Source organism: Kitasatospora sp. NPDC002965 (assembly GCF_040611255.1).
In the GTDB taxonomy this organism is placed as follows: Bacteria; Actinomycetota; Actinomycetes; order Streptomycetales; family Streptomycetaceae; genus Kitasatospora.
Genome location: NZ_JBEXNT010000044.1, coordinates 35,959 through 60,344 on the forward strand (window position 1 = coordinate 35,959; position 24,386 = coordinate 60,344).

11 protein-coding genes are annotated in these 24,386 nt (G+C 76.9%); 10 read left to right on the forward strand and 1 reads right to left on the reverse strand.

The annotated features are described in order from the left end of the window. Positions 1 to 6: 6 nt before the first annotated feature. From ABZY91_RS18985 to ABZY91_RS19030, 10 genes are all read left to right on the forward strand, one after another. A complete protein-coding gene (locus ABZY91_RS18985) occupies positions 7 to 4,209 on the forward strand; it encodes a CHAT domain-containing protein (protein WP_355403699.1) in 4,203 nt (1,400 codons plus the stop codon). A gap of 439 nt (positions 4,210 to 4,648) precedes the next feature. Next, positions 4,649 to 8,029, forward strand: a complete 3,381-nt coding sequence (locus ABZY91_RS18990) for an amino acid adenylation domain-containing protein (RefSeq protein WP_355403701.1) — start codon at positions 4,649 to 4,651, stop codon at positions 8,027 to 8,029. Continuing rightward, positions 8,026 to 13,725, forward strand: a complete 5,700-nt coding sequence (locus ABZY91_RS18995; RefSeq protein WP_355403703.1) for an amino acid adenylation domain-containing protein — start codon at positions 8,026 to 8,028, stop codon at positions 13,723 to 13,725. The genes ABZY91_RS18990 and ABZY91_RS18995 overlap by 4 nt, the downstream gene beginning before the upstream one ends. Then, positions 13,722 to 15,248, forward strand: a complete 1,527-nt coding sequence (locus ABZY91_RS19000; RefSeq protein WP_355403705.1) for a class I adenylate-forming enzyme family protein — start codon at positions 13,722 to 13,724, stop codon at positions 15,246 to 15,248. Before ABZY91_RS18995 ends, ABZY91_RS19000 begins: the two co-directional genes overlap by 4 nt. Further along, on the forward strand, positions 15,245 to 18,331 hold the full coding sequence (locus ABZY91_RS19005; RefSeq protein ID WP_355403707.1) for an amino acid adenylation domain-containing protein: 3,087 nt from the start codon (positions 15,245 to 15,247) through the stop codon (positions 18,329 to 18,331). The genes ABZY91_RS19000 and ABZY91_RS19005 overlap by 4 nt, the downstream gene beginning before the upstream one ends. Before the next feature lie 3 nt (positions 18,332 to 18,334). Further along, the gene (locus ABZY91_RS19010; protein ID WP_329951317.1) at positions 18,335 to 18,559 is read left to right on the forward strand and encodes an MbtH family NRPS accessory protein; all 225 of its coding nucleotides are present in this window, start codon (positions 18,335 to 18,337) and stop codon (positions 18,557 to 18,559) included. Then, entirely contained in the window at positions 18,556 to 18,837 is a 282-nt protein-coding gene (locus tag ABZY91_RS19015; protein WP_355403711.1) for a phosphopantetheine-binding protein, read from the forward strand. Before ABZY91_RS19010 ends, ABZY91_RS19015 begins: the two co-directional genes overlap by 4 nt. After that, entirely contained in the window at positions 18,834 to 20,324 is a 1,491-nt protein-coding gene (locus tag ABZY91_RS19020) for a condensation domain-containing protein (RefSeq protein ID WP_355403713.1), read from the forward strand. The genes ABZY91_RS19015 and ABZY91_RS19020 overlap by 4 nt, the downstream gene beginning before the upstream one ends. Further along, on the forward strand, positions 20,321 to 22,321 hold the full coding sequence (locus tag ABZY91_RS19025) for a N,N-dimethylformamidase beta subunit family domain-containing protein (protein WP_355403716.1): 2,001 nt from the start codon (positions 20,321 to 20,323) through the stop codon (positions 22,319 to 22,321). Before ABZY91_RS19020 ends, ABZY91_RS19025 begins: the two co-directional genes overlap by 4 nt. Positions 22,322 to 22,454: 133 nt before the next feature. Next, positions 22,455 to 22,856: a hypothetical protein gene (locus ABZY91_RS19030; RefSeq protein ID WP_355403719.1), complete on the forward strand. Its 402-nt coding sequence runs from the start codon at positions 22,455 to 22,457 to the stop codon at positions 22,854 to 22,856. Positions 22,857 to 22,926: 70 nt separating this feature from the next. On the opposite strand, the gene ABZY91_RS19035 is transcribed toward ABZY91_RS19030, so the two are convergent. Next, on the reverse strand, positions 22,927 to 24,386 hold a 1,460-nt coding region (locus ABZY91_RS19035), incomplete at its 5' end, for a hypothetical protein (protein WP_355403721.1).

The following is a 24,386-nucleotide window of genomic DNA, read 5'->3' on the forward strand; positions in this document are numbered from 1 at the left end:
GTTCCGGTGACGGTGCTCGACGAGGCCGCGGCGTCGGTCGCACGCGGGCGGAGACTGCTGGACGAGTACGACGCCGAGGCGGATCCGAGGCGCGAGTCCGTCCTTCTCTCCGGTGCGCTGACCGCCTTCGCCTCCGCGCGCGGGCTGTTGGAGCGGGCCGGGGCGGCGGCGCCGACACAGGTGTCGGCCGAGGTGCGGTTCCTGCTCGGGCTCACCCTCTCCGTCCGGTACTGGCGGGCCGCGGCGCAGCCGGACTTCGCGGAGGACCAGGAGATCAGGTCCGCCGTGCTGGCCGAACGGACCTCTGCCGTCGAGCTGTTGACGCTCGCCGTGGCGCTCCTCGATCCCGGTGCGCCGGAGCGTGCGGAGGCCGCCGGTCGGCTGGGGCTGCTGCTGCACGTACGCCACGAGGACGTGCTGGCCGACGCCTCGGCCGACGGGGACGCCCGCGCGGACGACCTCGACCGGGCCGTCGAGGCGCTGCGGCTCGCCTGCCCCGTCCCGGTCCCGCCCGGTCCCTGGCGGGCACTCGCCGGACGGGATCCGTCCGACGAGGCCGACTACGGCGACCAGGACCCGGGCTTCGTGGCCAACCTCGGCTGTGCGCTCGCCGACCGGCACGACCGCGACCTCGACCCCGCCGACCTCGCTGCCGCGAGCGCCGTCCTGGAGGGCGTCCTCGACCGGTTGCGCCCGCCGCCGTGGACGGACGCCGACGGCCCGCCGTTCCGTCCGGCCCCGGACGCCGAGCCCGGCCCGGTCGACCTGGCCGAGCCCCTCGAACTCGCCGTCCGGGAACGCCTCGCCCTCCTGCTGGTCGGGGACGAGCGTCGCGCCGCCACGCCCGAGCAGGAACTGCGCGTCGAACGGGCGGTCATGCACCTGGAGTTGATCGCGGCGACCAGCGCGCCGGACGACCCCTACCGGTTGCGGGCCTCGCTCAGCCTGATCGACCGGTACTGGGAGCGCTGCGACGGCACGATCCGGCCGGAGGACGTGGACCACCGGCTGGCCCGACTGCGCGATCTGCGCCGACTGCTCCCGCCCGAACACGAACTGGGCGGCACGGTGCGCTGGTTGCTCGGTGGCGCGCTGGCCGGACTGGCCCGGCTCGACCGCTACGTGGCGACCGAGGAGGCGCGGGAGTCGGTGGAGGTGCTCCGCGAGGGCCTGACCGGCATGGCCGGGGACGACCCGGTGCGGCCGGCCTCGCACGCGATGCTCGGCACCATGGTGAACGCGATGCGCGAGCACGACCCGGAGACGTACCGCACCGAGGAGGCCGCCCACCACCTCACCGTGGCCGTCGACTCGATGCAGGAGGAGGATCACGGGATCCGCCGCAGTGACATCCTCCAGCAGCTGGCCCACGCCTCCATCGTGCAGGGCGAGTTCTCGACCGACCTGGGCGCGGTGGACCGGGTGATCGGGCTGCTGGACGAGTCGCGGGCGAAGCCCTCCGGCACCCAGTGGTCGGAGGACCACCTGCACGGTTCGCTGGCGGCGGCGATGAGCAAGCGCTTCGCGCTGACCAACGAGATGGCCGACCTGGACGCCGCGATCCGGCACGAGCGCGCCGCGTTCCGCCGGGCCGCACCGGACGACGTCAACCGGGCCGTCTACCTGGAGAACCTCTCGGTCAGCCTCTACCAGCGCTTCCTGCTCGGCGGGGACTACCAGGACCTGGAGGCCTCCCGCCGCTACCACGCCGAGGTGCTGGCCTTCCTGTCCCGTTCGCAGCACGCCGGGGTGGACCGGCTGGTGGCGCGTGAGCTGCCGACCCTCCAGCGCACCCGGCTGATGCTGGAGTTCCAGGACGCGATGACCGGCCGGGACACCGGGCGGATGGGCCGGGTGGTGGCCGAGCTGGAGCCGCTGGTGGCGGCGGTCCCGGTGGACGACCCGCTGTACCTGCTCGCACGAGGCGACCTCGGCGCGGTCACCTTCATGCACGCCCTCTTCACGGCCCCGGACCGGATCGTCGAGGCCGTCGGCCTGATGGTGGAGGCGGCGGAGGAGACGCCCGCCGGGCATCTGCACAAGGCGGTGCTGACCATGCGGGCGGCGTCGGCGCTCGGTCTGCTGGCCCTCTACCCGGTCTACTCGGAGCACCGCGTCGGCGGCGCCCTGACCTACCTCGACGAGCTCGACAGGGCCGTCGACCCGGCGAGCCTGGAGGGCACGCGCGGACAACTGCTGCGGGCGATGCTGCTGATGATGCGGTACCGCCACGCGCGGCTCCCGGCCGACGCCGTCGCGGCGCTGGCCGCCGCGGGGGCCGTCCGTGACCGGCTCCGGCGCGGGAGTCCCACCCAGCTGCTCGCCGCGGCGACGATGCTGGTGGCCCGCGTCCACCGGCAGCGCCTCGGCCCGGACGACCGCCGGCTGGGCCGCGAGTTCGGCCTCACCGCGCTGCGTGAGACGGCCGCCGCCACGCTGCTCCAGGCCGCCGCCGCCCCGGCCCTCGTGGTGGCCAGGGACGCCGCCGCCCAAGCCCTGTCGATCGCCCACTGGTGCCTGGCCGACCTCGATGCGGTGGGGACGGGAGCGGAGCCCGGGGAGCGGTCCGGCCCGGACGCCGTGACGCCCCACCTGCGGGCCGCCGTGGAGGTGCTGGAGCTCGGCCGGGGCCTGGTGCTGCACGCCTCCACCACCACGACCGACGTCCCCGACCTGTTGCGGGCCGCCGGCCACGAGGATCTCGCCGCCGCCTGGGCGGTGGGCGGTGAAGCCGGTGACATCGCCTCCGTCGGTTCGCTCGATGCCCTGCTCGGCCTTCCCGGCACGCTGCTCGACTCGCTGCCCGGCGGCGCTGCCGTCCCGATGCCGGACGACCTGCGCCGCCGCGCGGTCGCCGCGCTGGCCGACTCCCCGGCCGGCACCCTGCTCATGGCACCACCGTCGGTCGAGGAGATCGCCCGGAGCCTGCGTGCGGCCGGAGCCGACGGCCTGGTCTACCTGCTGCCGCCCGGCGAGGGCCGGAGCGGTCAGGCGCTGCTGGTCACGGCGGCGGGCACGGGCGGTGTCGAGCTGGTGCCGCTCAGCCTGGTGAGTTCGGACGCGCTCGGCCCGCGCGGTCCGCTGACCGCCTACCGGCGGGCACACGTGGAGCGGCAGGCCACCCTGGGCGACCACCCGGCCGGCCACCCGGACCGGATCGCCGCCCGGCGCCGCTGGCAGGCCACCCTGGCGGAGCTGTGCGACTGGTCGGGCACCGCCGTCCTCCGGCCGCTGCTCCGGCACCCGGCGCTGCGATCGGCCGGCAGCGGTGGGGTGGCGGGCGGGCTGCCCCGGCTGGTCCTGGTGCCGTTCGGCGAGTTCGGCGGCGTTCCCTGGCACGCGGCGCTGCTGAGCAGCGGACTGCGCGACGGCAGCCGGCCGGTCCGCGCCCTGGAGCGGGCGGTGCTGTCGTACGCCGCCTCGGCGCGCCAGTTCTGCGAGGTGGTCGGGCGGCCCCGGCTGCCCCTGGGCGAGCGGCCGGTGATCGTCGGTGACCCGACCCGCGAGCTGATGTTCGCCGAGGTCGAGGCCGAGTACCTGCACGCCGACTACTACCCGCACGGGACCCTGCTCGGCTACGTCGAGGGCGCCGAGGGCGCGGGGACGGCGCGCGAGGTGCTGGCCGCGCTGCCCGCCCCGGGGCGGGCCGGGGCGTCGGTCCTGCACCTCGCCTGCCACGCGCTGCCGTCGGGCGGCTCCCCGCTGGACGCCTACCTCGGCCTGGCGCCCGAACCGGGGCCCGTTCGGTCCGGCGCGGAGGACGCGGGGCGGGCGCCGGGCCCGGACGGGCAGGACCCCGCGCGGAGCGGCCGGCTGCCGGTCGGCGACATCCTGCGGCAGGCCCAGGGCCGCCCGCCGGGCTCGCCGGGCGGGCTGGTGGTGCTGGACGCCTGCGTCAGCGACCACACCGGCGGCGACCTCGACGAGGCGCTCACCCTCTCCACCGCGTTCGTCGCCGCCGGGGCCACCGGGGTGGTCGGCTCCCGCTGGGAGGTGGTCGACGAGATGGTGTGCGTGCTGATGTACGTGTTCCACGGCCGGCTCGCGGAGGGCGATCCGCCGGCCGAGGCGCTGCGCCGCACCCAGCTGTGGGCGCTCCGACCGGACCGGCGGCTTCCGCCGGGAGCCCCGGCGGAGCTCGTCGCGCTCGCCCGCCGCGACACGGCCGCTCTCGACGTGTGGGCGGCCTTCGCGTACCAGGGCGCGTGACGGGCGGTCACGGCCCGCCGGTGACCGCCCGTCAGGCCGGGCGGGCCCGGGCCTGACCCGTTCCGAGGGCCGGGGGGCGCGGTGGCGGTCCGCGGCTGCGGACGGCGCGAAGGGCCGGGCGGAGGGGCGCGCGGCGCCGGGACCGCGTCCGGGGTGGGGCCGTCCCAGCCTGTGTTTCGGGCGGCTTTCCGCCGTTCACGCCCGGATCGGACCCCTTCGCCCTGGCTGTCCCACCCGTCACACTGGTCCCACCGGTCTAACTGGTCCAGACCATTGACGCCCCCTTGGGGGCTCCCTAGCATGATCCGCACTGCGGCGGCCATACGGGGGCCCGCCGCCTTCGCCGAGCGCGCAGCTCCCTCCCACCCACACAGGGCACGCGGCCGAGCCATGTCCCAGACCCGCCGTCCCCTCTGCGGGGCGGGTACCGAGGAGCACCATGTCCAGGACCGTCCAGGAGCCCGAGCACCGGCCTGCCCAGCCGTCCACGCCCGGCAGCCCGACCACCACCGACGTCGTCAACGCCACCGCCACGTCCATCGCCACCGCCACGTCCGCCGTCCTCACCGTCGGGCAGGAACGCCTCTGGTTCCTCGACCAGCTGGACCCGGGCGACCCCGCGTACAACATCCCGCTGGTGCTGCGCCTCACCGGCGAGCTGGCCCCGGAGTCGCTGCGCGCCGCCCTCGACGGGCTGGTCGCCCGCCACGAGGCGCTGCGCACCCGGTTCCCCGCCGAGGACGGGCGGCCGGTCGCCCTGGTCGACGCGGCGGCGCCCGTCCCGCTCGACGAGATCGACCTGCGCGGACGCCCCACCGAGGAGACGGCCGCCGCGCTCGCCGGACGCACCAACCGAGGCTTCGACCTGGCCGCCGGACCGCTGCTGCGCGCCGCCCTGCTGCGCACCGCAGACCGCGAGCACGTGCTCTGCCTCGTCCTGCACCACATCGCCGCCGACGGCTGGTCACTCGGCCTGCTCCGCACCGAACTCGCCGACCGCTACGCCGCGCACCGCGCCGGACGGCCGCTCGACCTGCCCGCCCCGCCCTCCTACGCCGCCCACGCCGCCGCCGAACGCGCCTGGCTCGCCGGCCCGGAGGCCGCCGGAGCGGTGGCGTACTGGCGCGAGCGGCTGGCCGGCGCGCCCGCCCTGGAGCTGCCGCTGGACCGGCCCCGGCCCACCGGGCCGGGCAGCACGGGCGCCTTCCACACCCGGATCCTGCGCGGCGCCGGCCCCGAACTGGAGGCCTTCGCCCGCGCTCGCCGGATGACCCCGTTCATGGTGCTGGCCGCCGCCTACCAGGCGCTGCTGCACCGCTGCACCGGCCAGGACGACTTCTGCGTCGGCGTGCCCACCGCCGCCCGCACCACCGTCGAGAGCGAGTCGACGGTCGGCTACTTCTCCTCGGCCCTGGTGCTGCGCGCGGACCTCGCCGACGCGCCGACCTTCGACGCGCTGCTGCGCCGGGTCCGCAGCGACTGGCTGGGCGCGCTCGGCCACGGCCGGGTGCCGTTCGAGCAGCTCGCCGAGGAGCTCCGGCCGGACCGCGACCCCGGCCGGACCCCGCTCTTCCAGACCCTGCTGACCGTGCACACCCAGCGCGGCGGAGCGCTGGACGAGCACGCCTTCGCGGACCTGGTCTGCGCCGAGACGGACGGCGGCCACACCGCCGCCAAGTTCGAACTGGCCCTGGACGTCCGGCCGGACGGCGCCGACCTGCAGGCCGTGTTCGGCTACCGGACCGACCTGCTGGACGAGGAGTGGGTCGTCGGGCTCGGCCGCCGCTTCGAGACCCTGCTGCGGGCCGCGCTCGCCGACCCGGACACCCCGGTCCACCGGCTGCCGCTCCTGGACGCGGACGAACGCGCCGCCCGGGCGGGGGAGTCCACCGGACCGGCGCTGCCCGACCACCCGGCCACCGTGCTCGACGCGATCGACCTCGCCGCGGCGGCGGAACCGGCGGCCGTCGCGCTGGTCGGACGCGACGAGACCCTCGACCGGGCGCAGCTCGCGGACGCCTCCCGCGCCCTGGCCGCCCGGCTGGCCGCCCACGGTGTGCGGCGCGGCGACCTGGTCGCGTTCTGCCTGCCGCGCGGGCCGCGCGCGGTGGTCGCCATGCTGGCGGCCTGGCGGGCCGGCGCCGGCTACCTGCCGCTCGACCCGGAGTACCCGGCCGCCCGGCTCGCCTTCATGCTCGCCGACAGCGGCGCCGCGGTGCTGGTCACCACGGACGGCGCGCCCGTCGACGGCCTGACCACCGCGGTCCCGGTGATCCCCGTCCTCCCCGCTCGCCCGGTCCTCCCCGCCGACGCGGACGGCCCCGGCGGACCGGCCCCGGACGTCGCGCCCGCGCCGCCCGCGCCGCCCGCGCCGCTCGTGCCCGCGCCGCTCGCGGCCGGGGCCGCCGCCGGGCCGGACGACACCGCCTACCTCGTCTACACCTCCGGTTCGACCGGAACCCCCAAGGGCGTCCTCGTCCCGCACCGCGCGCTCGCCGCCCGGGTCGCCTGGATGCGCGAGGGCTACGGCATCACCGCCGCCGACCGGGTGCTCCAGTACGCCTCGCTCTCCTTCGACACCTGCGCCGAGGAGGTGTTCCCGGCCCTCGCCGCGGGCGCCGCCCTGGTGGTCGCCGATGCCGGAGCCGCACTGCCCGACCAGCTCGCCGAGCCGTCCGCCGCCGGCCTCACCGTCCTCGACCTGCCCACGCCGTACTGGCACCGGCTGGCCGCCGACCTCGACGCCACCCCCTGGCCGCCCGGTCTGCGGCTGCTGATCCTCGGGGCCGACCAGGTCGCCCCGGAGGCCGTCGCCGCCTGGCGGGCCCGCTTCGGCGACAGCGTCCGGCTGGTCAACTCCTACGGCCCCACCGAGACCACCGTCATCGCCACCACCGCCGAACTCACCGCCGCGGACGCCGGACACCGCCCGCCGATCGGCCGGCCGATCGGCGCCACCACCGTCGCCGTGCTCGATCGCCACGGCGCGCCCGTACCGCCCGGCACTCCCGGCGAGCTGGTCGTCGGCGGGGCCGGTGTCACCGACGGCTACCTCGGCCGGCCGGGGGCCACCGCCCGCGCCTTCGTCCCCGACCCGGACGGCCCGCCCGGCGCCCGCCGCTACCGCACCGGTGACCTGGTGCGCCACCGCGCCGACGGCGCCCTGGAGTTCCTCGGGCGGATCGACGCGCAGGTCAAGGTGCGCGGCTACCGGATCGAGCCCGGCGAGGTCGAGTCGGCGCTGCTCGCCCGGCCCGGCATCGGCGAGGCCGCGGTGGTCGCCCGCGGCGACAGCCTGGTCGGCTACGTCGTGCCCGCGCCCGGCGCGGGGGCTCCCGACCCGGCCGCGCTGCGGGCCGCCCTGGCCGCCACCCTGCCCGCCCACCTGGTGCCCAACGCCCTGGTCGCGCTCGACGCGTTGCCGCTGACGCCCAACGGCAAGCTCGACCGCCGGGCCCTGCCCGCCCCCGACACCCGCCCCGACCTGCGCGCCGCCTACCTCGCCCCGCGCACCGAGGCGGAGGAGCTGGTCGCCGAGGTCTGGCAGGAGGTGCTCGGCCTCGACCGGGTCGGCGTCCACGACGACTTCTTCGATCTCGGCGGCCACTCCCTGCTCGCCACCCGGGTCATCGCCCGGATCCGCGGGACGGCCGACCTCGCCGTCCCGCTGCGCACCCTCTTCACCCACCGCACGGTGGCCGCCTTCGCCGACGCCGTCGAAGCCGCCCTGGTCGCCGAGCTCGCCGCGCTGTCCGACGACGCCGTCGAGGAACTGCTCGCCGCGCAGGACGCCCTGGAAGGGACCGCAACGCCGCAATGAGCACCGACATCACCATCTCCGCCGCCGGGGCGGACGCGCCCGCTGCGGGCGCGCCCCCGGCGGACCCGTCGCCCACCGCCCCGTCGCCCACCGGCGAGGCCCCTGCGGCCACCGTCCCGGCCCCGGCCGCCGGTCTCACCGCCGCGAAGCGGGAGCTGCTCAGCCGGCGGCTGCGCGCCCGCACCGCCCCGCGCGGGGCGATCCCGCGCCGCGCCGCCGACGCGCCCGTACCGCTCTCCTTCGCCCAGGAACGCCTCTGGTTCATGGAGCAGTTCGCACCGGGCACCGCGGCCTACAACATCCCGGTGGTCCGGCGGCTGCGGGGGCCGCTGGACGCCGGAGCCCTGCGCCGCGCCCTGGACGCCTCCGTCGCCCGGCACGAGACCCTCCGCTCCCGGTACCCGGCCACCGAGGACGGCCGCCCGCTGCTGGCCGTCGACCCGGCGGGCCCGGCCGCCTTCACGGTGACCGACGCCGACGGCGAGGCGCACGCCGAACGGCTGGTCGACGAGACCTCCGCCGTCCCGTTCGACCTGGAGAACGGCCCGCTGCTGCGTGCCCTGCTGATCCGGCTCGCCGACGACGACCACGTCCTCCTGCTGGTCGTCCACCACAGTGTGGGCGACGGCTGGTCCAGCGAGGTACTGCTCGGCGAGATCCTCCGCGGCTACGCCGCGTACGCGGCCGGCCGGCCCGACCCGCTGCCGGAACTCGCCGTCCAGTACGGTGATTTCGCCATCTGGCAGCGCGAGCGGCTGAGCGGCGGTCGGCTCGCCGCCGAGGTCGCGCACTGGGGCCGGGAGCTGGCCGGCGTCGAACCGCTGGAGCTCGCCTTCTCCCGCCCCCGGCCGCCGCGCCAGACGTTCGACGGCGCCGGCTACGGCTTCGCGGTCGACCGGGACCTGCTCGACCGGCTCACCGCGCTCGGCAAGCAGCACGACGCCACCGTCCACATGGTGCTGCTGGCCGCCTTCCAGGCCCTGCTCGCCCGGTACAGCGGGCAGCGGGAGTTCGCGGTCGGCTCGCCCGTCGCGGGCCGCACCGAGCCCGAACTCGAAGCCCTGGTCGGCATGTTCGTCAACGTGCTGGCCCTGCCCGCCCGCCTCGACGGCGACCCGGCCTTCACCGAGCTGCTCCGCCGCACCCGGGAGACGTGCCTGGAGGCCTACGCCCACCAGGAGTTGCCCTTCGCCCAGCTGGTCACCGAGCTCAAGGTGCCCCGCGACGTCACCCGGCCGCCGGTCTTCCAGGCCGTCCTCGCGGTGCAGAACTACGCCACCCAGCGCGACGGGATCGACGGACTGCCGGTGGAGGTCGAGCCGTTCGGGGTGCGGGCCAGCGGCACCCGGTTCGACCTGGAACTCTTCCTCCAGGAGTGGCCGCAGGGCCTGCTCGGTTCGTTCAACTACAACACCGACCTGTTCGCCGAGGGCGACATCGCCCGCCTCGCCGGACACCTCGGCCGGCTGCTCACCGCCGTCGCCGCCGATCCGGACACCCGGCTGTCCGCCCTCGGCGAGCTCCCGGAGGCCGAACGCGGCTTCGAGATCGACGAGTTCAACGACACCGCCGTGGACCGCCCGGCCACCACGCTGACCGCCCTGGTCGCCGAACAGGTCGCCCGCACCCCGGACGCGGTCGCCGTCGCCTTCGAGGGCAAGCCCGTCCTGACGTACCGTCAGCTCGACGCCGCCGCCGACCGGATCGCCGCCCGCCTCGCCGCCGAGGGGATCGGCCCCGGCAGCCTGGTCGCGGTCAGCGCCGAACGCTCGCCCGAGCTGGTCGCCGGCCTGCTCGGCGTGCTCCGCGCCGGCGCCGGCTACACCCCGCTCGAACCGGAGTACCCGGCCGAGCGGCTCGCCTTCCTGCTCGCGGACAGCGCCGCACCCGTCCTGCTCACCCAGCGCGGGCTCCCCGTCCCGGACGGCTGCACCGCGCGCGTCCTGCTGCTCGACGACCCGGCCGAGTGGCCCCGGGTGAGAACCCGGGCCGGCGGCCCCGCCGGTCCCGCCGGACCGGCCCCCGACGACACCGCGTACCTGATCTACACCTCCGGCTCCACCGGCCGCCCCAAGGGCGTCCCCAACACCCACCGGGCCATCGCCAATCGCATCCGGTGGATGCAGGACGCCTACCGGATCGGCCCCGGGGACGCCGTCCTGCAGAAGACCCCGGCCGGATTCGACGTCTCCGTCTGGGAGTTCTTCTGGCCGCTCACCACCGGCGCCAGGATCGTCCTCGCCAAGCCCGGCGGCCAGAAGGACAGCGGCTACCTGCGGGACCTGATCGTGCGGGCCGGCGTCACCGTCGCCCACTTCGTCCCCGCCATGCTCACCGTCTTCCTCGCCGAGGACGGCATCGAGGAGTGCACCGCACTGCGCCGCGTCGTGTGCAGCGGTGAGGCCCTCCCGCCCGACACCGCACGGGAGTTCACCGGCCGCCTGCCCGGCTGCGCGCTCGCCAACCTGTACGGCCCCACCGAGGCCGCCGTCGACGTCTCCGCCTGGGAGTGCGAAGGCCCGCTGGAGACCGTCCCGATCGGCCTGCCGATCGACAACACCCGCCTCTACGTCCTGGACGAGGCACTCCGGCCGGTGCCGCCCGGCGCCCCGGGCGAACTGCACATCGGCGGCCCCGCCGTCGCCCTCGGCTACCACCGGCGACCCGGCCTCACCGCCGCCCGGTTCGTCCCCGACCCCTACGGCCCGCCCGGTGCCCGGCTGTACCGCACCGGAGACCTCGCCCGCCGCCGGCCGGACGGAGCCCTCGAACACCTCGGCCGGATCGACCAGCAGGTCAAGATCCGGGGCCTGCGGATCGAACCCGGTGAGACCGAGGCCGCCCTGCGCGCCCGGCCCGGCATCGCCGACGCCGCCGTGGTCGTGCGCGAGGACCGGCCCGGCGACAAGCGGCTCGTCGGCTACCTCGTCCCCGAGCCCGGCGCCGACGAACCCGACCCCGCCGCCCTGCGCGCCGCACTCAAGCGGACCCTCCCCGACCACCAGGTGCCCACCGCCTTCGCCGTCCTCCCGGCGCTGCCGCTGACCCCCAACGGCAAGCTCGACCGCCGGGCCCTGCCCGCGCCGCGCCTGCGCCGCGACGCCGGCGCCACCGCGCCCCGGACACCCGCCGAGCGGGTGCTCGCCGAGATCTGGGCCGAGGTGCTCGGCCTGCCCGAGGTCGGCACCGACGAGGACTTCTTCGACCTCGGCGGCCACTCGCTGCTCGCCACCCAGGTGGTCGCCAAGGCCCGCCGGCGGCTCCCCGAGGCCGGGGCCCGCCCGGTCAGCGTGATGGACCTCTTCACCTGCCGCACCGTCCGCGACCTCGCCGCGCTCGCCGCCCTCGACGAGCAGGACCGCGGCCCGCGCCGCCTGCTGCACCGGCTCACCCGGCCCGTCCCCGCCGACCGCCGCCGGCTGACCCTGGTCTGCGTCCCGTACGGCGGCGGCAGCGCCGTCGTCTACCAGCCCGTCGCCGACCTGCTGCCCGCCGACACCGAACTGTGGGCGGTGGCCATCCCCGGCCACGACATCGGTGTCACCGAGGAACACCTGCCCTTCGACGAACTGGCCGAGCAGCTGGCCGCGGAGGTCCGCGAACGGGTCGACGGGCCCGTCGTGGTCTACGGGCACTGCGGCGTCGGCACCGCGCTGGCCGTCGCGACCGCCCGTCTGCTGGAGGCTTCCGGGCGGGAGCTGGAAGCGGTCTACGCCGGCGCCCAGTTCCCGTTCGCCAAGCCGCGCAGCCGCGTGCTCACCGCGCTCAGCGGACTCGCCTCGCTGGAGCCGCTGCTCGGCGACCGGGTCTACGTCAACTGGCTCACCGGCATGGGCGTCGACACCTCCGAGCTCGACCAGGACCAGATCCGGTTCATCGTCGGCAACATGCGCCGGGACTCCAAGGCCGCCGAGGCGTACTTCACCCGCGCCATCGCGGAGGTGGCCGCGGGCGCGCCCCGGCTGCGGGCGCCGCTGGTCTCGCTGGTCGGCGACCACGACCCGGCCGCGGACTTCTACCAGGAGCGCTACCGCGAGTGGCTGCTGCTCGCCGAGCGCTCCGCCGTGGCCGTGCTCGACCAGGGCGGTCACTTCTTCGTCAAGTACCGGGCCGCCGAGGTCGCGGAGGCGGTCACCACCGTGCACCGCGCGGTGCTGGCGGGGGAGACCGGTGAGCTGCCCGCCCGGGCGCCGGAGAACTCCTGGTGGTTCCACGGCGAGACCGGCCCGCTCACGCCGGTCGCCCCCGACGCCGCGGTCGACCCGGACACGCCGCTCGCCCCCGAGGCCGCGCCGGCCCCGGCGGAGCCCGACGGCCCGCAGCCCGGCCTCGGCCGCTTCCTCGCCGTCGCCACCGGCCAGCTGGCCTCCATCACCGGCTCCGCGCTCACCGAGTTCGCCCTGCCGATCTGGATCCTGCTGGAGACCGGCTCGATGGCGCGGTACGCGCTCTACGCCGTCGTCGCCATGCTCCCCGGCATCCTGGTCGGCCCGCTGGCCGGCGCCCTGGTCGACCGCCTCGACCGGCGGAAGGTGATGCTCGCGGGGGACGTCGCGGCCGGGGCCACCCAGGCCGCGATGCTCGCCCTGCTGCTCGCCGGGCAGCTGCACTCGTGGGAGGTGTACGTCCTGCTCGGCGTGCTCTCCGTCGCACTCACCTTCCAACGCCTCGCCTACGCCTCCGCGGTGCCGCAGATCGTCCCCAAGCAGTACCTCGGCCATGCCAACGGGATCGTCCAGCTCGCCTTCGGAACGGCGCAGTTCGTCGTGCCGCTGGTGGCCGTGGCGCTGATGGCGGCGATCGGCCTGCGCGGCATCCTGATCATCGACGTGGCCAGCTACGTCCTGGCGATCGGCATCCTGCTCGCGGTGCGGTTCCCCCGCACGCTGCCCTGGACCCGGCGCGAGTCCCTCACCGCGGAGATCAAGCAGGGCTTCGGCTGGTCCTGGCGCAACCGGGGCTTCCGGGCCATGCTGCTCTGGTTCGCCGGGCTGAACGTCTTCCTCTCCCCGCTGTTCCTGCTCATCACGCCCATGGTGCTCGCCTTCGACGACCTGGACGGCGCCGCCCGGGTGGCGGTGGCCGGCGGCGCGGGCGCGCTGCTCGGCGGCGTCACCATGGGCTTCTGGGGCGGACCGCGCCGGCACCGGCTGCGCGGGATGCTGGGCCTGGCCGCCCTGCTCGCCCTGGCCGGGGCCGTCACCGGCCTGAACGCCGGCCTCTGGGTGATCGCCGCGGGGGCGTTCGGGATGTCCTTCGCGCTCTCCCTGGTCAACGGCGTCTACTCGACGATCGTCCAGGTCAAGGTCCCGCAGCGGTTCCACGGCCGCGTCTTCGCGCTCAACACCCTGGTCGCGTGGTCGACCCTGCCGCTCGGCCACGGCGTCATCGCCCCGCTGGGTTCGGCCGTGTTCGGCCCGCTGATGGAGCCGGGCGGCGGGCTCGCCCCGGTCTTCGGCCCGCTGATCGGCACCGGCCCCGGGCGCGGCATCGCCCTGATGTACGTGCTGTTCGGCCTCGCCATGCTCGTCCTGGTCGCCGTCGGACTGCGGCTGCCCGCGCTCGCCCGCTTCGACCGGGACGTGCCCGACGCCGAACCGGACGACCTGGTCGGGCTGCGTGAGCGGGCCCGCCTCGCGGCCGACCGCCGGGCCGCGACGGAAGCCGCGGACCGGGCGAAGGCGGGCGCCGCATGAACCGCGCCCCCGCCACCCTGCCCGAGCTGCTCGCCCACCGGGCCGCCGCCCACCCCGGGCGGACCGCGATCGTCAACGGCCCCGACCGGCTCGACTTCGGCGCCTGGCAGGCCCGTTCGGGAGCGCTCGCCGGCGCGCTGCGCGCCGCCGGACTCCGCTCCGGCGACCGGGTCGGCCTGCGCCACGGCACCGCCGACTGGGCGGCCTACGCCGTCGCCCACCTGGCCGTGCTCCGGGCCGGCGGCGTCGCCGTCCCGCTCTCCGACCGGCTCGCCCCGGCCGTCACCGCGCACGCCCTCGCCGACTCCGGGGCCCGGTTCCTCGTGCACGCGGCGGCGGACGCCCCCGCCGCCGCGGACGGGGTGACGGCCCTCACCGAGGCGGACGCCGCCGGCCACCCCGCCGATCCCGGCCTCCCGCCCGCCGATCCGGCGGCCCCCGCCCAGATCCTCTACACCTCCGGCACCACCGGCACGCCCAAGGGCGTCACCGCCACCCACGCCAACCTGGCGTACGGCTGCACCCTGGACGAGCGCCGCCGCCCGCTGCGGCACTCCACGGCGTTCCTGCACTCCTTCCCCGTCGGCACCAACGCGGGCCAGACCATGCTGGTCAACGCGCTCAACGCGCACGCCGCCTGCATCGCCGCCCCCCAGTTCACCCCGCTGCGGTTCCTCCGGCTGATCGCCGAACACGACGTCGGCAGCGTCTTCCTCGTCCCCGCGACGGCGATCGAACTGCTCGGCTCGGCCGCCCTCGCCAAGGCAGGGGCGGACGCCCCCGGTGCGCTGGACGGCGTCAAGCTGGTCGGCTCCACCGCCGCGGCCCTCCCGCAAGCGGTCGCGCTGGCCCTCGGCCGGGCCTTCCCGCACGCCCAGATCGCCAACTACTACACCTCCACCGAGGCCGCGCCCGCCCAGGTCACCCTGCTCTTCGACCCGGAGCACCCGGAGTCGCCGGGGCAGCCGGCGTCGCTCGCCGACCTGCGGATCACCGACGCCGACGGCCGGCCGCTGCCGCCCGGCGAAGCGGGCGAGCTCTGGCTCCGTTCGCCGACCGCCCCGCGCGGCTACCTCGGCGAGCGGGACACGACGGTGTTCCAGGGCCGCTGGGTCCGGATGGGCGACCTCGGCCGGATCGACGCCGACGGCTTCCTCCACCTGCTCGACCGGGAGAAGGACGTGATCAAGTCCGGCGCCCACAAGGTGTCCACCCTCCAGGTCGAGAACGCCCTGCACCGCCACCCGCTGGTCGCCGACGCGGCCGCGTTCGGCATCCCGCACCCGGTGCTGGGCAGCGTGGTCGCCGCCGTCGTCGTGCTCGCCCCCGGCGCCGGGCCCGAGCACGCGGCACCGACCCCCGCCGAGCTGCGCGCCTTCCTGCTCGACCGGCTCGCCGCGCACGAGCTTCCGGCCACCGTCCTGTTCCGCGACGCACTGCCCCGCAACGAGGGCGGGAAGGTCCTCAAACGCGAACTGCGCCGGCTCCTGACGACCCACGAGTCCCCCGAGGCACCCCGATGAGCACCCCCCTCAGCCCCGCCCAGCACGGCATCTGGCTCACCGAGCAGACCCTCGACGCCGGCGCCGCCTACCACCTCGCCGTCACCGTCGGGTTCGACGGCCCGCTCGACGTCCCGGCGCTGGCCGGCGCCTGCGCCGCCGTCGCCCGCCGGCACCCCGCGCTCGGCAGCCGCATCGCCCCCGACGGCACCGCCGTCCTGGCCGGTCCCGCGCCCGAGCTGCGGGTGGCCGACTGCGGCGAGGACGAGCTCGGCAAGCTGCTCGCCGACGAGACGGCCGCCCGCTTCGACCTGGTCGCCGGGCCGCTCGCCCGGTTCGGCCTGTACCGGACCGGGCCGGGCCGGCACGTCCTGCTGGTGACCGTCCACCACCTCGCCTTCGACGGCGAGTCCAAGGACCGGCTGGTCGCCGACCTCGCCGCCGCCTACCGCGGTGACCTCCGGGAATCGGCGCCCCCCGCCCCCGCCCCCGCCGCGGCCGAACCGGCGCCGCAGGACGTCGCGGACGCCACCGCGTACTGGGCCGACCGCTGGCGCGAGCCCGGTGTGCCGGTCCTGCCCGGGCTGCGGCAGCCGGCGGACGGCGGAACCGCCCCCGGGCCCGGCGCCGCCGTCCCCTTCCGACTGACCGGTGCCCGGTACACCGCGCTGGCCGGCACGGCCGACCGGCTGGGCGTCACCCGCTTCGAGCTGCTCACCGCCGCCTGGCACGCCCTGCTGCTGCGCTACGGCAACCGGGCGCCCGCCACCGCCCTCGAACTCTCCGTCCGACGCCCCGGCGAGGAGACCGCCGTCGGCCTGGCGGTCAACGAACTGCCGCTGTTCACCGAGCCGTCGGCCGGGCAGCCGTTCGCCGCCTTCGCCCGGGCCGTGCGCGGGGAACTGCGCACGCTGTACCGGCACCGCACCGTGCCGCTCGGCCGGGCCGTCCGCGGCCTCACCCCGCGCACCGCGCTCACCCCGCTCTCCCTCAGCTACCGCCGCCGGCCCGCCGGCACCGCGGGCCCCGGCTTCGCCGCCGCGGGCACCACGGCCGGGGACCTCGCCGCGACGGTCCGCTGGACCGGCTTCGCGGGCACCGCCCGCAACCTCCTCCACCTCCAGTTCGTCGACTCCGAGGGCGAGTTGACCGGAAGCCTGCAGTACCGGACGGAGGCCCTCGCACCGGGTGTCGCCGAACGGATCGCGGGCCACCTCACCACCCTGCTGGACGGCGTGGTCGCCGACCCCGCCACCCCCGTCGGCGACCTGCCGCTGCTGGGCCCCGACGAACGGGCCGCCCGGCCGGCCGCACCGGCGCCCCGTCCCGAGCTCGCCGAGGACACCGTCCCCGCCCTGTTCGCCGCCCGCGCGGCGGCCACCCCGGACGCCGTCGCCCTGGTCGCCGACGGCGTCGCGCACTCCTACCGCGAACTCGCCGCCCTGGTCGCGCACGCCGCCGCCGCGCTCACCCGGCACGGCGCCGGCCCCGGCACGCTGGTCGGCATCGCGCTGCCGCGCGGCCGGGACCAGCTGGTCGCCGTCCTCGCCGCGCTGGCCGCCGGCGCCGCCTACCTGCCGCTCGACCCCGAGTACCCGGCCGAGCGGCTCGCCTTCCTGCGCGCCGACGCCGGGCTCGCCCTCCGGGTCACCGGCGAACCCTCCGGGCCGGGCGACCTCGCGCCCGGCGACCTGGCCCCCGCACCGGCGGGCGCCCCCGGACGGGGTGAGGGGCCCGCGCTGCCCGCGGGCCCCTCACCCGCCCACCCCGCCTACGTCCTCTACACCTCCGGCTCCACCGGCACCCCCAAGGGCGTCGAGGTGCCGCACGGCGCGCTCGCCAACCTGCTCGCCGCCCTGCGCGACCGGCTCGGCAGCCGCCCGGAGGACCGCTGGCTCGGGCTCACCTCGCTCTCCTTCGACATCTCCACCGTCGAGCTGCTGCTCCCGCTGACCACCGGCGGCCGGGTCGTCCTCGCCCCCGAGGGTGCCCACCGGGACGGGCCCGCGCTGCTCCGGCTGATCGGGCGCGAGCGGATCAGCCACGTCCAGGCCACCCCCAGCGGCTGGCGGGTCCTGCTCGACGCCGGCCTCCGGGGCACGGCGCCCGGTCTGACCGCGCTCACCGGCGGCGAGGCGCTGCCCGCCCCGCTCGCGGCCGAACTGGCCGCCGCCACCGCCCGGCTGGTCAACGTCTACGGCCCCACCGAGACCACCGTCTGGTCCACCCTCGCCGAACCCGTCGAGACCGACGGCCGGGTCAGCATCGGCGAGCCGCTCGCCAACACCCGCGCCCACGTCCTGGACGAACGCCTGCACCCCGTCCCCTCCGGGCTGGCGGGCGAGCTGTACCTCGGCGGTGCGGGCGTCGCCCACGGCTACCGGGGCCGCCCCGGCCTCACCGCCACCCGCTTCCTCCCCGACCCGTACGGGCCGCCCGGCGCCCGGCTCTACCGCACCGGCGACCTCGTCCGGCTGCACCCCGGCGGCGCCCTGGAGTACGTCGGCCGCGCCGACACGCAGGTCAAGCTGCGCGGCCACCGGATCGAACTCGGCGAGATCGAGGCCAGGCTGGCCGAACACCCGGCCGTGGCCCGGGCCGCCGCCACCCTGTACGGCCCCGACGGTGACCGCAGGCTCGCCGCCTACGTCGTCCCCGCCGGTCCCGCCGGTCCTCCGCCCGGGCCGGACGAGCTGCGCGCCCACCTCGCCGCCACGCTGCCCGCCGCCGTCCTGCCGAGCGCCTACGTCGTGCTCGCCGCGTTCCCGCTCACCCCGAACGGCAAGCTGGACCGCGCGGCCCTGCCCGAACCGGTCACCGTCCGGCCGGAGCCGGCCGCCCCGGCCACCGCCCCGACCACCGGGCCGGACGAGCCCGACGACACCACCGCCGCCGTGCTCGCCATCTGGCGCGAGGTGCTGCGGCTGGACGACCTCGGGCCGGACGAGGACTTCTTCGACCTCGGCGGCCACTCGCTGCTGATGACGTCCATCGCCGCCCGGATCCGCCGACAGCTCGGCGTCACCGTCCCGCTGGACGTCTTCTTCGACACCCCGACCGTGCGCGGCGTCGTCGCCGCCGTCGCCGACCTTCGCAAGGAGTAGCCCGTGAGCACCGCAACCGCGTACCAGGTGGTCGTCAACGACGAGGAGCAGCACGCCCTCTGGCCGTCCGGCGCCCCGCTGCCCGCCGGCTGGCGTGCCGAGGGGTTCGTCGGGACGGAGGAGGAGTGCGCCGCCCACGTCGACCGGGTCTGGCCGGACATCCGCCCGCTCAGCCTGCGCCGCCGCCTCGCCGAGCAGGCGGCCGCCACCGGCGGGGCCGCCCGGTGAACGCCGCCGCGCCCGCCCCCGCCGACGCCCTGCGTCGCCGCCTCGCCGCGTTGCTCTCCGACGCCACCGACGGGCAGCTCGGACAGGACGAACTCCTCGCCTCCGACGCCTCGTTGACAGCCCTCGGGGTCTCCTCGCTGGCACTGCTGCGCCTCGCCGACGGCCTGGAGGAGGAGTACGAGGTGCTGATCGACCTCGGTGACCCGGCGCTCCACGCGGAGGGCCTGGACGGCCTGGCCGAACGCCTCCGCCGACTCGGGGTGGAGCCCACCGGATGAGCGGACCCGCCGAAGCCGGGCCGGCCGTGGACGTGGGCGGGCCGGCCGTGACCGACCCGCCCCCGGCCGGGCCGGGCGACCTCACCGTCGCCTTCACCGGCACCCGCACCGGCCTCGCGCCGCTCACCTGGGGCCAGCGCGCCATCTGGCACGCCATCGGCCGCACCGTGCCCAACGACCACTACTTCAACCTGGGCCGGGTGCTCCCGCTCGCCGACCGGGGAGCCCCCGTCGACGTGCCGCGGTTCGCGGAGGCCGTCGCCGCGCTGCTCACCCGGCACGAGGCGCTCCGCACCCGACTCGTCCTGGACGAGGACGGCGAACCGCGCCAGCACCTCCTCGCCGGCGGCGAGATCGGCGTGACCGTCCACGACGAGCCCGATCCGGCCCGAGCCGGGCAGGCCGCCGAGGACCTGCTCGCCGTGCTCGCCGGGCGGCGGTTCGACTACACGCAGGAGTGGCCGGTCCGGATCGGCGCGGTCCGCAGCGGCGGCCGGATCACCCACGCCGTGCTGGCCCTCTGCCACCTGGCCTCCGACGGCCACGGCGCCGAGGTGCTGCTGCGGGACCTGCGGTTGCTGGTCCGGCGCGGCTCCGCGGGCCGGCCCTGCGCCGACACCCCGTTCGACCTCGCGCACGAGCAGCACGGACCGGCCGGCCGGCGCCGGGGCGCCGCCGCGCTGGCCCGCTGGGAGGCGGACCTGCGCCGGGTACCGCCGACCATGTTCGCCGAGCCGGTCGCCGAGCCGCGCACGCCCCGGTTCTGGACCGGCCGGCTGGTCTCCGCGGCCCTTCCGCCGGCGGTCGACGCGCTGGCCGCCGCCCACCTGGTCAGCGGCTCCACGGTGCTGCTCGCCGCATCGGCGGTCCTGGTCGCCGCCGACCAGGGGCACCCGGCCGCGGCCGTCCTGCCCATCGCCGGGAACCGGGCCGCCCGGGACCACCGCGACCTCGTCGGCACGCTCTCCCAGGACGCCCTGGTCGTCCTGGACCTGCCGGCGGACCCGGACGGCCGGATCGTCTTCACCGACCTGCTCCCGGCCGCCTGGCGGGCCGCGCTGGCCGGCTACCGGGCCGCCGCCTACGACCCGGTGGAGTGGGACGCCCTGCTCGCCGGGATCGCCCGCGAGCGCGGCACCGAGGTCCACCCCTACTGCTGCTTCAACGACATGCGACTGGTCGAACGGCCGCTCCGCGAGGGGGCGTTGCCGGCCGGGGAGGAGCTGGCCGCGCTCCGCCGGCGGACCGTCCTCGACTTCCCGGCCACCCAGGAGCGGGTCGCCTGCCGCTACTGCCTCCACCTGACCGGGGACGACACGGCCCTCACCGTCACCCTGACCGCCGACACCGCCTACCTGCCCCCGGACGCCGTCCACGCCCATCTGCGGGCGATCGAGGAGGTCGTCGTCGCCTCCGCCGCCGGCCGGCCGCCCCGGCTCGCCGACCTGCCCGGGCTGCTCGCCGGGTACCGGGACGCGGACTCGTGACGGCGGGCCCGGTCCCGAGGCCGCTCGCCCGCGCGGAGGGCACCTCGTGCGTGCAGGGCGGGCGGCTCCGCTTCCACCTCGCCCCCGGCGACGACGACGGGGGCGGGGGCGACGGAGGCGAGGGCGGCCGGAGCGGCCGGCCGCTGCGCGGGCGGGTCGTCGTCACCGACGCGGTGACCGGCGAGGTCCGGCTCAAGACGGCCGTCACCGGGCGGCTCTTCGACCTCACCGTGCCCGTCGGCTGGCCGAGTTCGCTCTACCGGGCGAGCTTCCACGACGAGCGCCCGGAGCAGCCCGCTCCCGAGCGGGACGCCGAGCACGAGGTCTGGTTCGTGGTGCGCGCCGCCCGGCCCGGCGCCGTCTCCGGCACCCTGGTCTCGATCCCGTTCGCCACCTGGCGCGCCTACCACCGGGCCGGACAGCCCGGCCGGGGCCTCTACTACGCCGAACAGCCGGACCGCGCCGCCCGGGTCCCGCTCGACGCGCCCGGCGGCGGTCCGCCGCCCGAGCGCTGGGAGGAGCCGCTGCTCCACTGGCTGCCCCGGGCCGGATACCCGGTCGAGTACTGCTCCGGACTCGACCTGCACGACCGGCCCGGTGGCGCCGATTTCCTCTCCTCCTACCGGCTGTTGGTCGTCAACGGGCACGACGAGTACTGGTCCGCCGAAATGCGGGACACCGTCGAGGAGTTCGCCCGCCGGGGCGGCAACCTGGCCTTCTTCGCGGCCAATACGGCGTGGTGGCAGATCCGCCTGGAGGACGGCGGCCGCACCCTGGTCTGCCACCGGGACGCCGCCGCCGACCCGGTCACCGCCACCGACCCGCGCCGTGCCACCGTCGAGTGGTCCAGCTCCCCGGTCGACCGTCCGGAGAACACCATGACCGGCGTCAGCTTCCGCCACGGCGCCGGCGCCTGGGGCGACGGGATGGCGGTCATCGGCCGCGAGTCGTACACCGTCCGCTTCGCCGACCACTGGGTCTTCGACGGCACCGGCCTGGCCGACGGCGACACCTTCGCGCGCGGCGCCCTCGGCTACGAGACCGACGCCGCCGAACTCGACTGGTCCGCCGGTGTCCCGCGGGCCACCGGCCGCGACGGCACCCCCCGCTCCTTCGCCGTCCTCGCCACCGCCGACCTGCGGCACTGGCGTGCCCACGGGCAGGGTGGCTGGGCCACCATGGGCGTCCACCGGCTCGGCGCGGGGACCGTCTTCAACGCCGCCACCATCAACTGGGGTCGGGCCCTGGGCGATCCGGTGGTCGACCGGATCACCCGCAACGTCCTCGACCGCCTCGGCGGCGCCGCCGCACCGCGCTGGCACACCGTCGGTCCGGCGGAGGGGCTGCGCGCCCTCGCCGTGTGCGAGGGACTGCTCTTCGCCGTCGCCGGGGACGGCACCACCCTGCTCCACCGTGAGCCCGGCGACCAGAACCTCCCCTGGACGCCCTGCCCGCCCGTGTCCGGGCCCGCCGCCGGGGCTCGGACCGGCAGCGCCCCCGGGCCCGCCGCCGCACCGGTCGCCCCGATCCGCTGCCTCACCGCCCCGCGCGAGGCCGCAGGACCGGTCCCGCTCGCCCTGCTGGCCGTCACCGAGGACGACCGGCTGCTCACCCGCGACCCCGTCCCCGGCCCGGCCCCCTGGGCCGCCGCCGGTCACGTCCCGCGCGGGACGGCGGCGCTCGCGGTCTGCGACGGCACGCTGTTCGCCGTCACCCCGCACGACGACACCCTGCACCACCGGTCCGCCCTCGCCCCCGAGGAGCCCTGGCGTCCGCTCGGTCCCGCCGCCGGGGCCACGGCCCTCGCGGTGCTGAACGGCCGCCTGCACGCGCTCACCCCGGCCGGCCTCGCCACCCGCCCCCCGACAGCCGGGCCGGGTGTCCCGTTCGTCCCGGCGGAGGGCTCGTTCCCGCCGGCCGTCGCCCTCGCCGCCCACGCCGGCCGCCTCCTCGCCGTGTCGGCGGACGGGCGTCTGCTCAGCCGTCCGGCGGGGTGAGCGCGGGGGTGCGGTCCGGCAGGGCCGGGCGTGCGGTGAATCCGGCTGTACGCGGCCCTGCCGGACCGCTATCTTCGCGTTCCGAGAGGTGCTGCTCGCCGACCCACCGGTTTCCGACCACTGATGGAGTGCTGTGACCGACTACGAGACGGCCCGGCTGGTCAGCTTGATCGTCGGATCCGCCAACGTCCTCGTCCCGCTGGCCGGAGCCGTCGTGGCCGGCACCTTCCTGCGCCGCAGGGGGCGGAACGCCCGCCTGGCGATGATCGGCTGCCTCGTCATGGCGGTGAGCCCGATCGTCGTCTCGGTCGTGCTGGCCTTCGCGACGGACAGCCTCTACGACGAACTCGGGCTCGCCATGGCGATCAACGCGCCCGTCCTGCTCTCCCTCCCGTTCCACCTGGCCGGACTCGGCCTGATCGTCGCCGGAGCCCTGGCCGCGCCCGCCCCCGCCCTCGCCCCGCAGGCGGTGTACCTCGCAGGGCCGCTCCCGGCCGTCGACCGGCCGCCCACCGACGCGGCCCCGAGCGTCTGACCCGTCGGACTCCTGTCCTGCCGGGCACGGAGCGGGCCCCGGCGATCCCGCCGGGGCCCGCTCCCGCCGGTCAGGACGGCGGCAGCCGGCGGGCGAAGGCGTCACCGAACGCGTTGGTGTCCCCGGGGACGAGCGTGCCGTCGGTGGACGCGAACAGCACGGTGGTGCCGAGCGCACCGACGACCGGTCCGGACGAGAGACCGGGGTTCTGGGCGCCGTCGGAGGAGACGCTGACGCGCTCGGTGCGCCCGGTCCACAGGTCGTGGCGGAAGACGTCCTCGCCGCCGTTGGTGTCGCCGGCGACCAGGTTGTCGGCGTAGGACGTGAAGTACACCCAGCGGTTGCCCGACGCGATCACCGCGCCGAAGGAGTCGTCCAGCGTGGTGGTGCCGGGGAGGCCGGGCGGGATCTGACGGACGGTGCCGGTGCGCAGGTCGCGGACGCGGATCTCGTAGTGCCGGTCGAAGCCGCTGTCGCCCGGCCGGTTGGGGACGAGCTGGGAGTAGGCGGCGAAACGCCCGTCGGGGCTGAGCGCGCCCGTGGAGGAGCCGCTGAGCTCGCCGTTCTCGTCGAGGCTGCCTCCGACGGTCTTCCCGGTGGCCAGGGTGTGGACGTAGAAGGGGTACAGACGGGGCTTGAGGATCTCGGTGCCCGCCCCGGAGGCCCGGCCGTCGGCCCGGGCCCGGCGGGGGGCCCGCTCGGGGGCGTGGGCGGGCCGGCCGGGTACGTGGTCGTCGGCACGGTCCGCGGCCACGACCGGGGCGTTCGCGCGGTCGGCGTCGGGATCGACCGGCCCGCCCTCGCCGGGCGGCAGCAGGTTGGTGGCCTTGGAGATGAAGCCGACGGTGCTGCCGTCGGCGCTGAGCACGGGCGCGGCGGAGGGGCGGTCCGCCGGGGAGCCGTCCGCGCCGACGGTGATCAGGCGGACGGCGCCGGTCCGCCGGTCGGCGACGTAGACGTTGGCGAGCGCCGGGGTGCCGCCGGGGACGAGGTCGGTCCTGCTGGAGGCGAAGGCCACGTACCGGCCGTCCGAACTGATCGTCGGCAGGTAGGAGTTCAGCCCGGGCTGCTCGCGGGCCGGGTCACCGGCGGACAGCCGCTCGGTGCGGCCGGCGAAACGGTCGCGGACGTAGACGTCCTCCGCGCCGTTGGTGTCGCCGGGCACGAGCGCGGCGGTGGAGGCGAAGACGACGTAGCGGCCGTCGCCGCTGATGGAGCCGTCCATGGCGGAGCCGTCGGCCTCGGTGCCGGCCGCGGTGAGGCTGACCCGCTCGGCGCGGCCGGTGACGAGGTCGCGGACGAACACGTCGGACTGTCCGTTGGTGTCGCCGGCGACGATGTTGGTGGCGGAGGAGCCGAAGACGGCGTAGCGCCCGTTGGCACTGAGGCTGTCGGGCCAGGAGTCGCCGTCGGGCTGGACGCCGGCCGGGCCGGTGCTGAGCCGGACGGTGTCGGCCGTCCACGGCGCCGCGGCCCGTGCGGGCGCGGCGGTGGCGGTGCCGGCGAGGACGGCGGCGAGCAGGGCTGCGG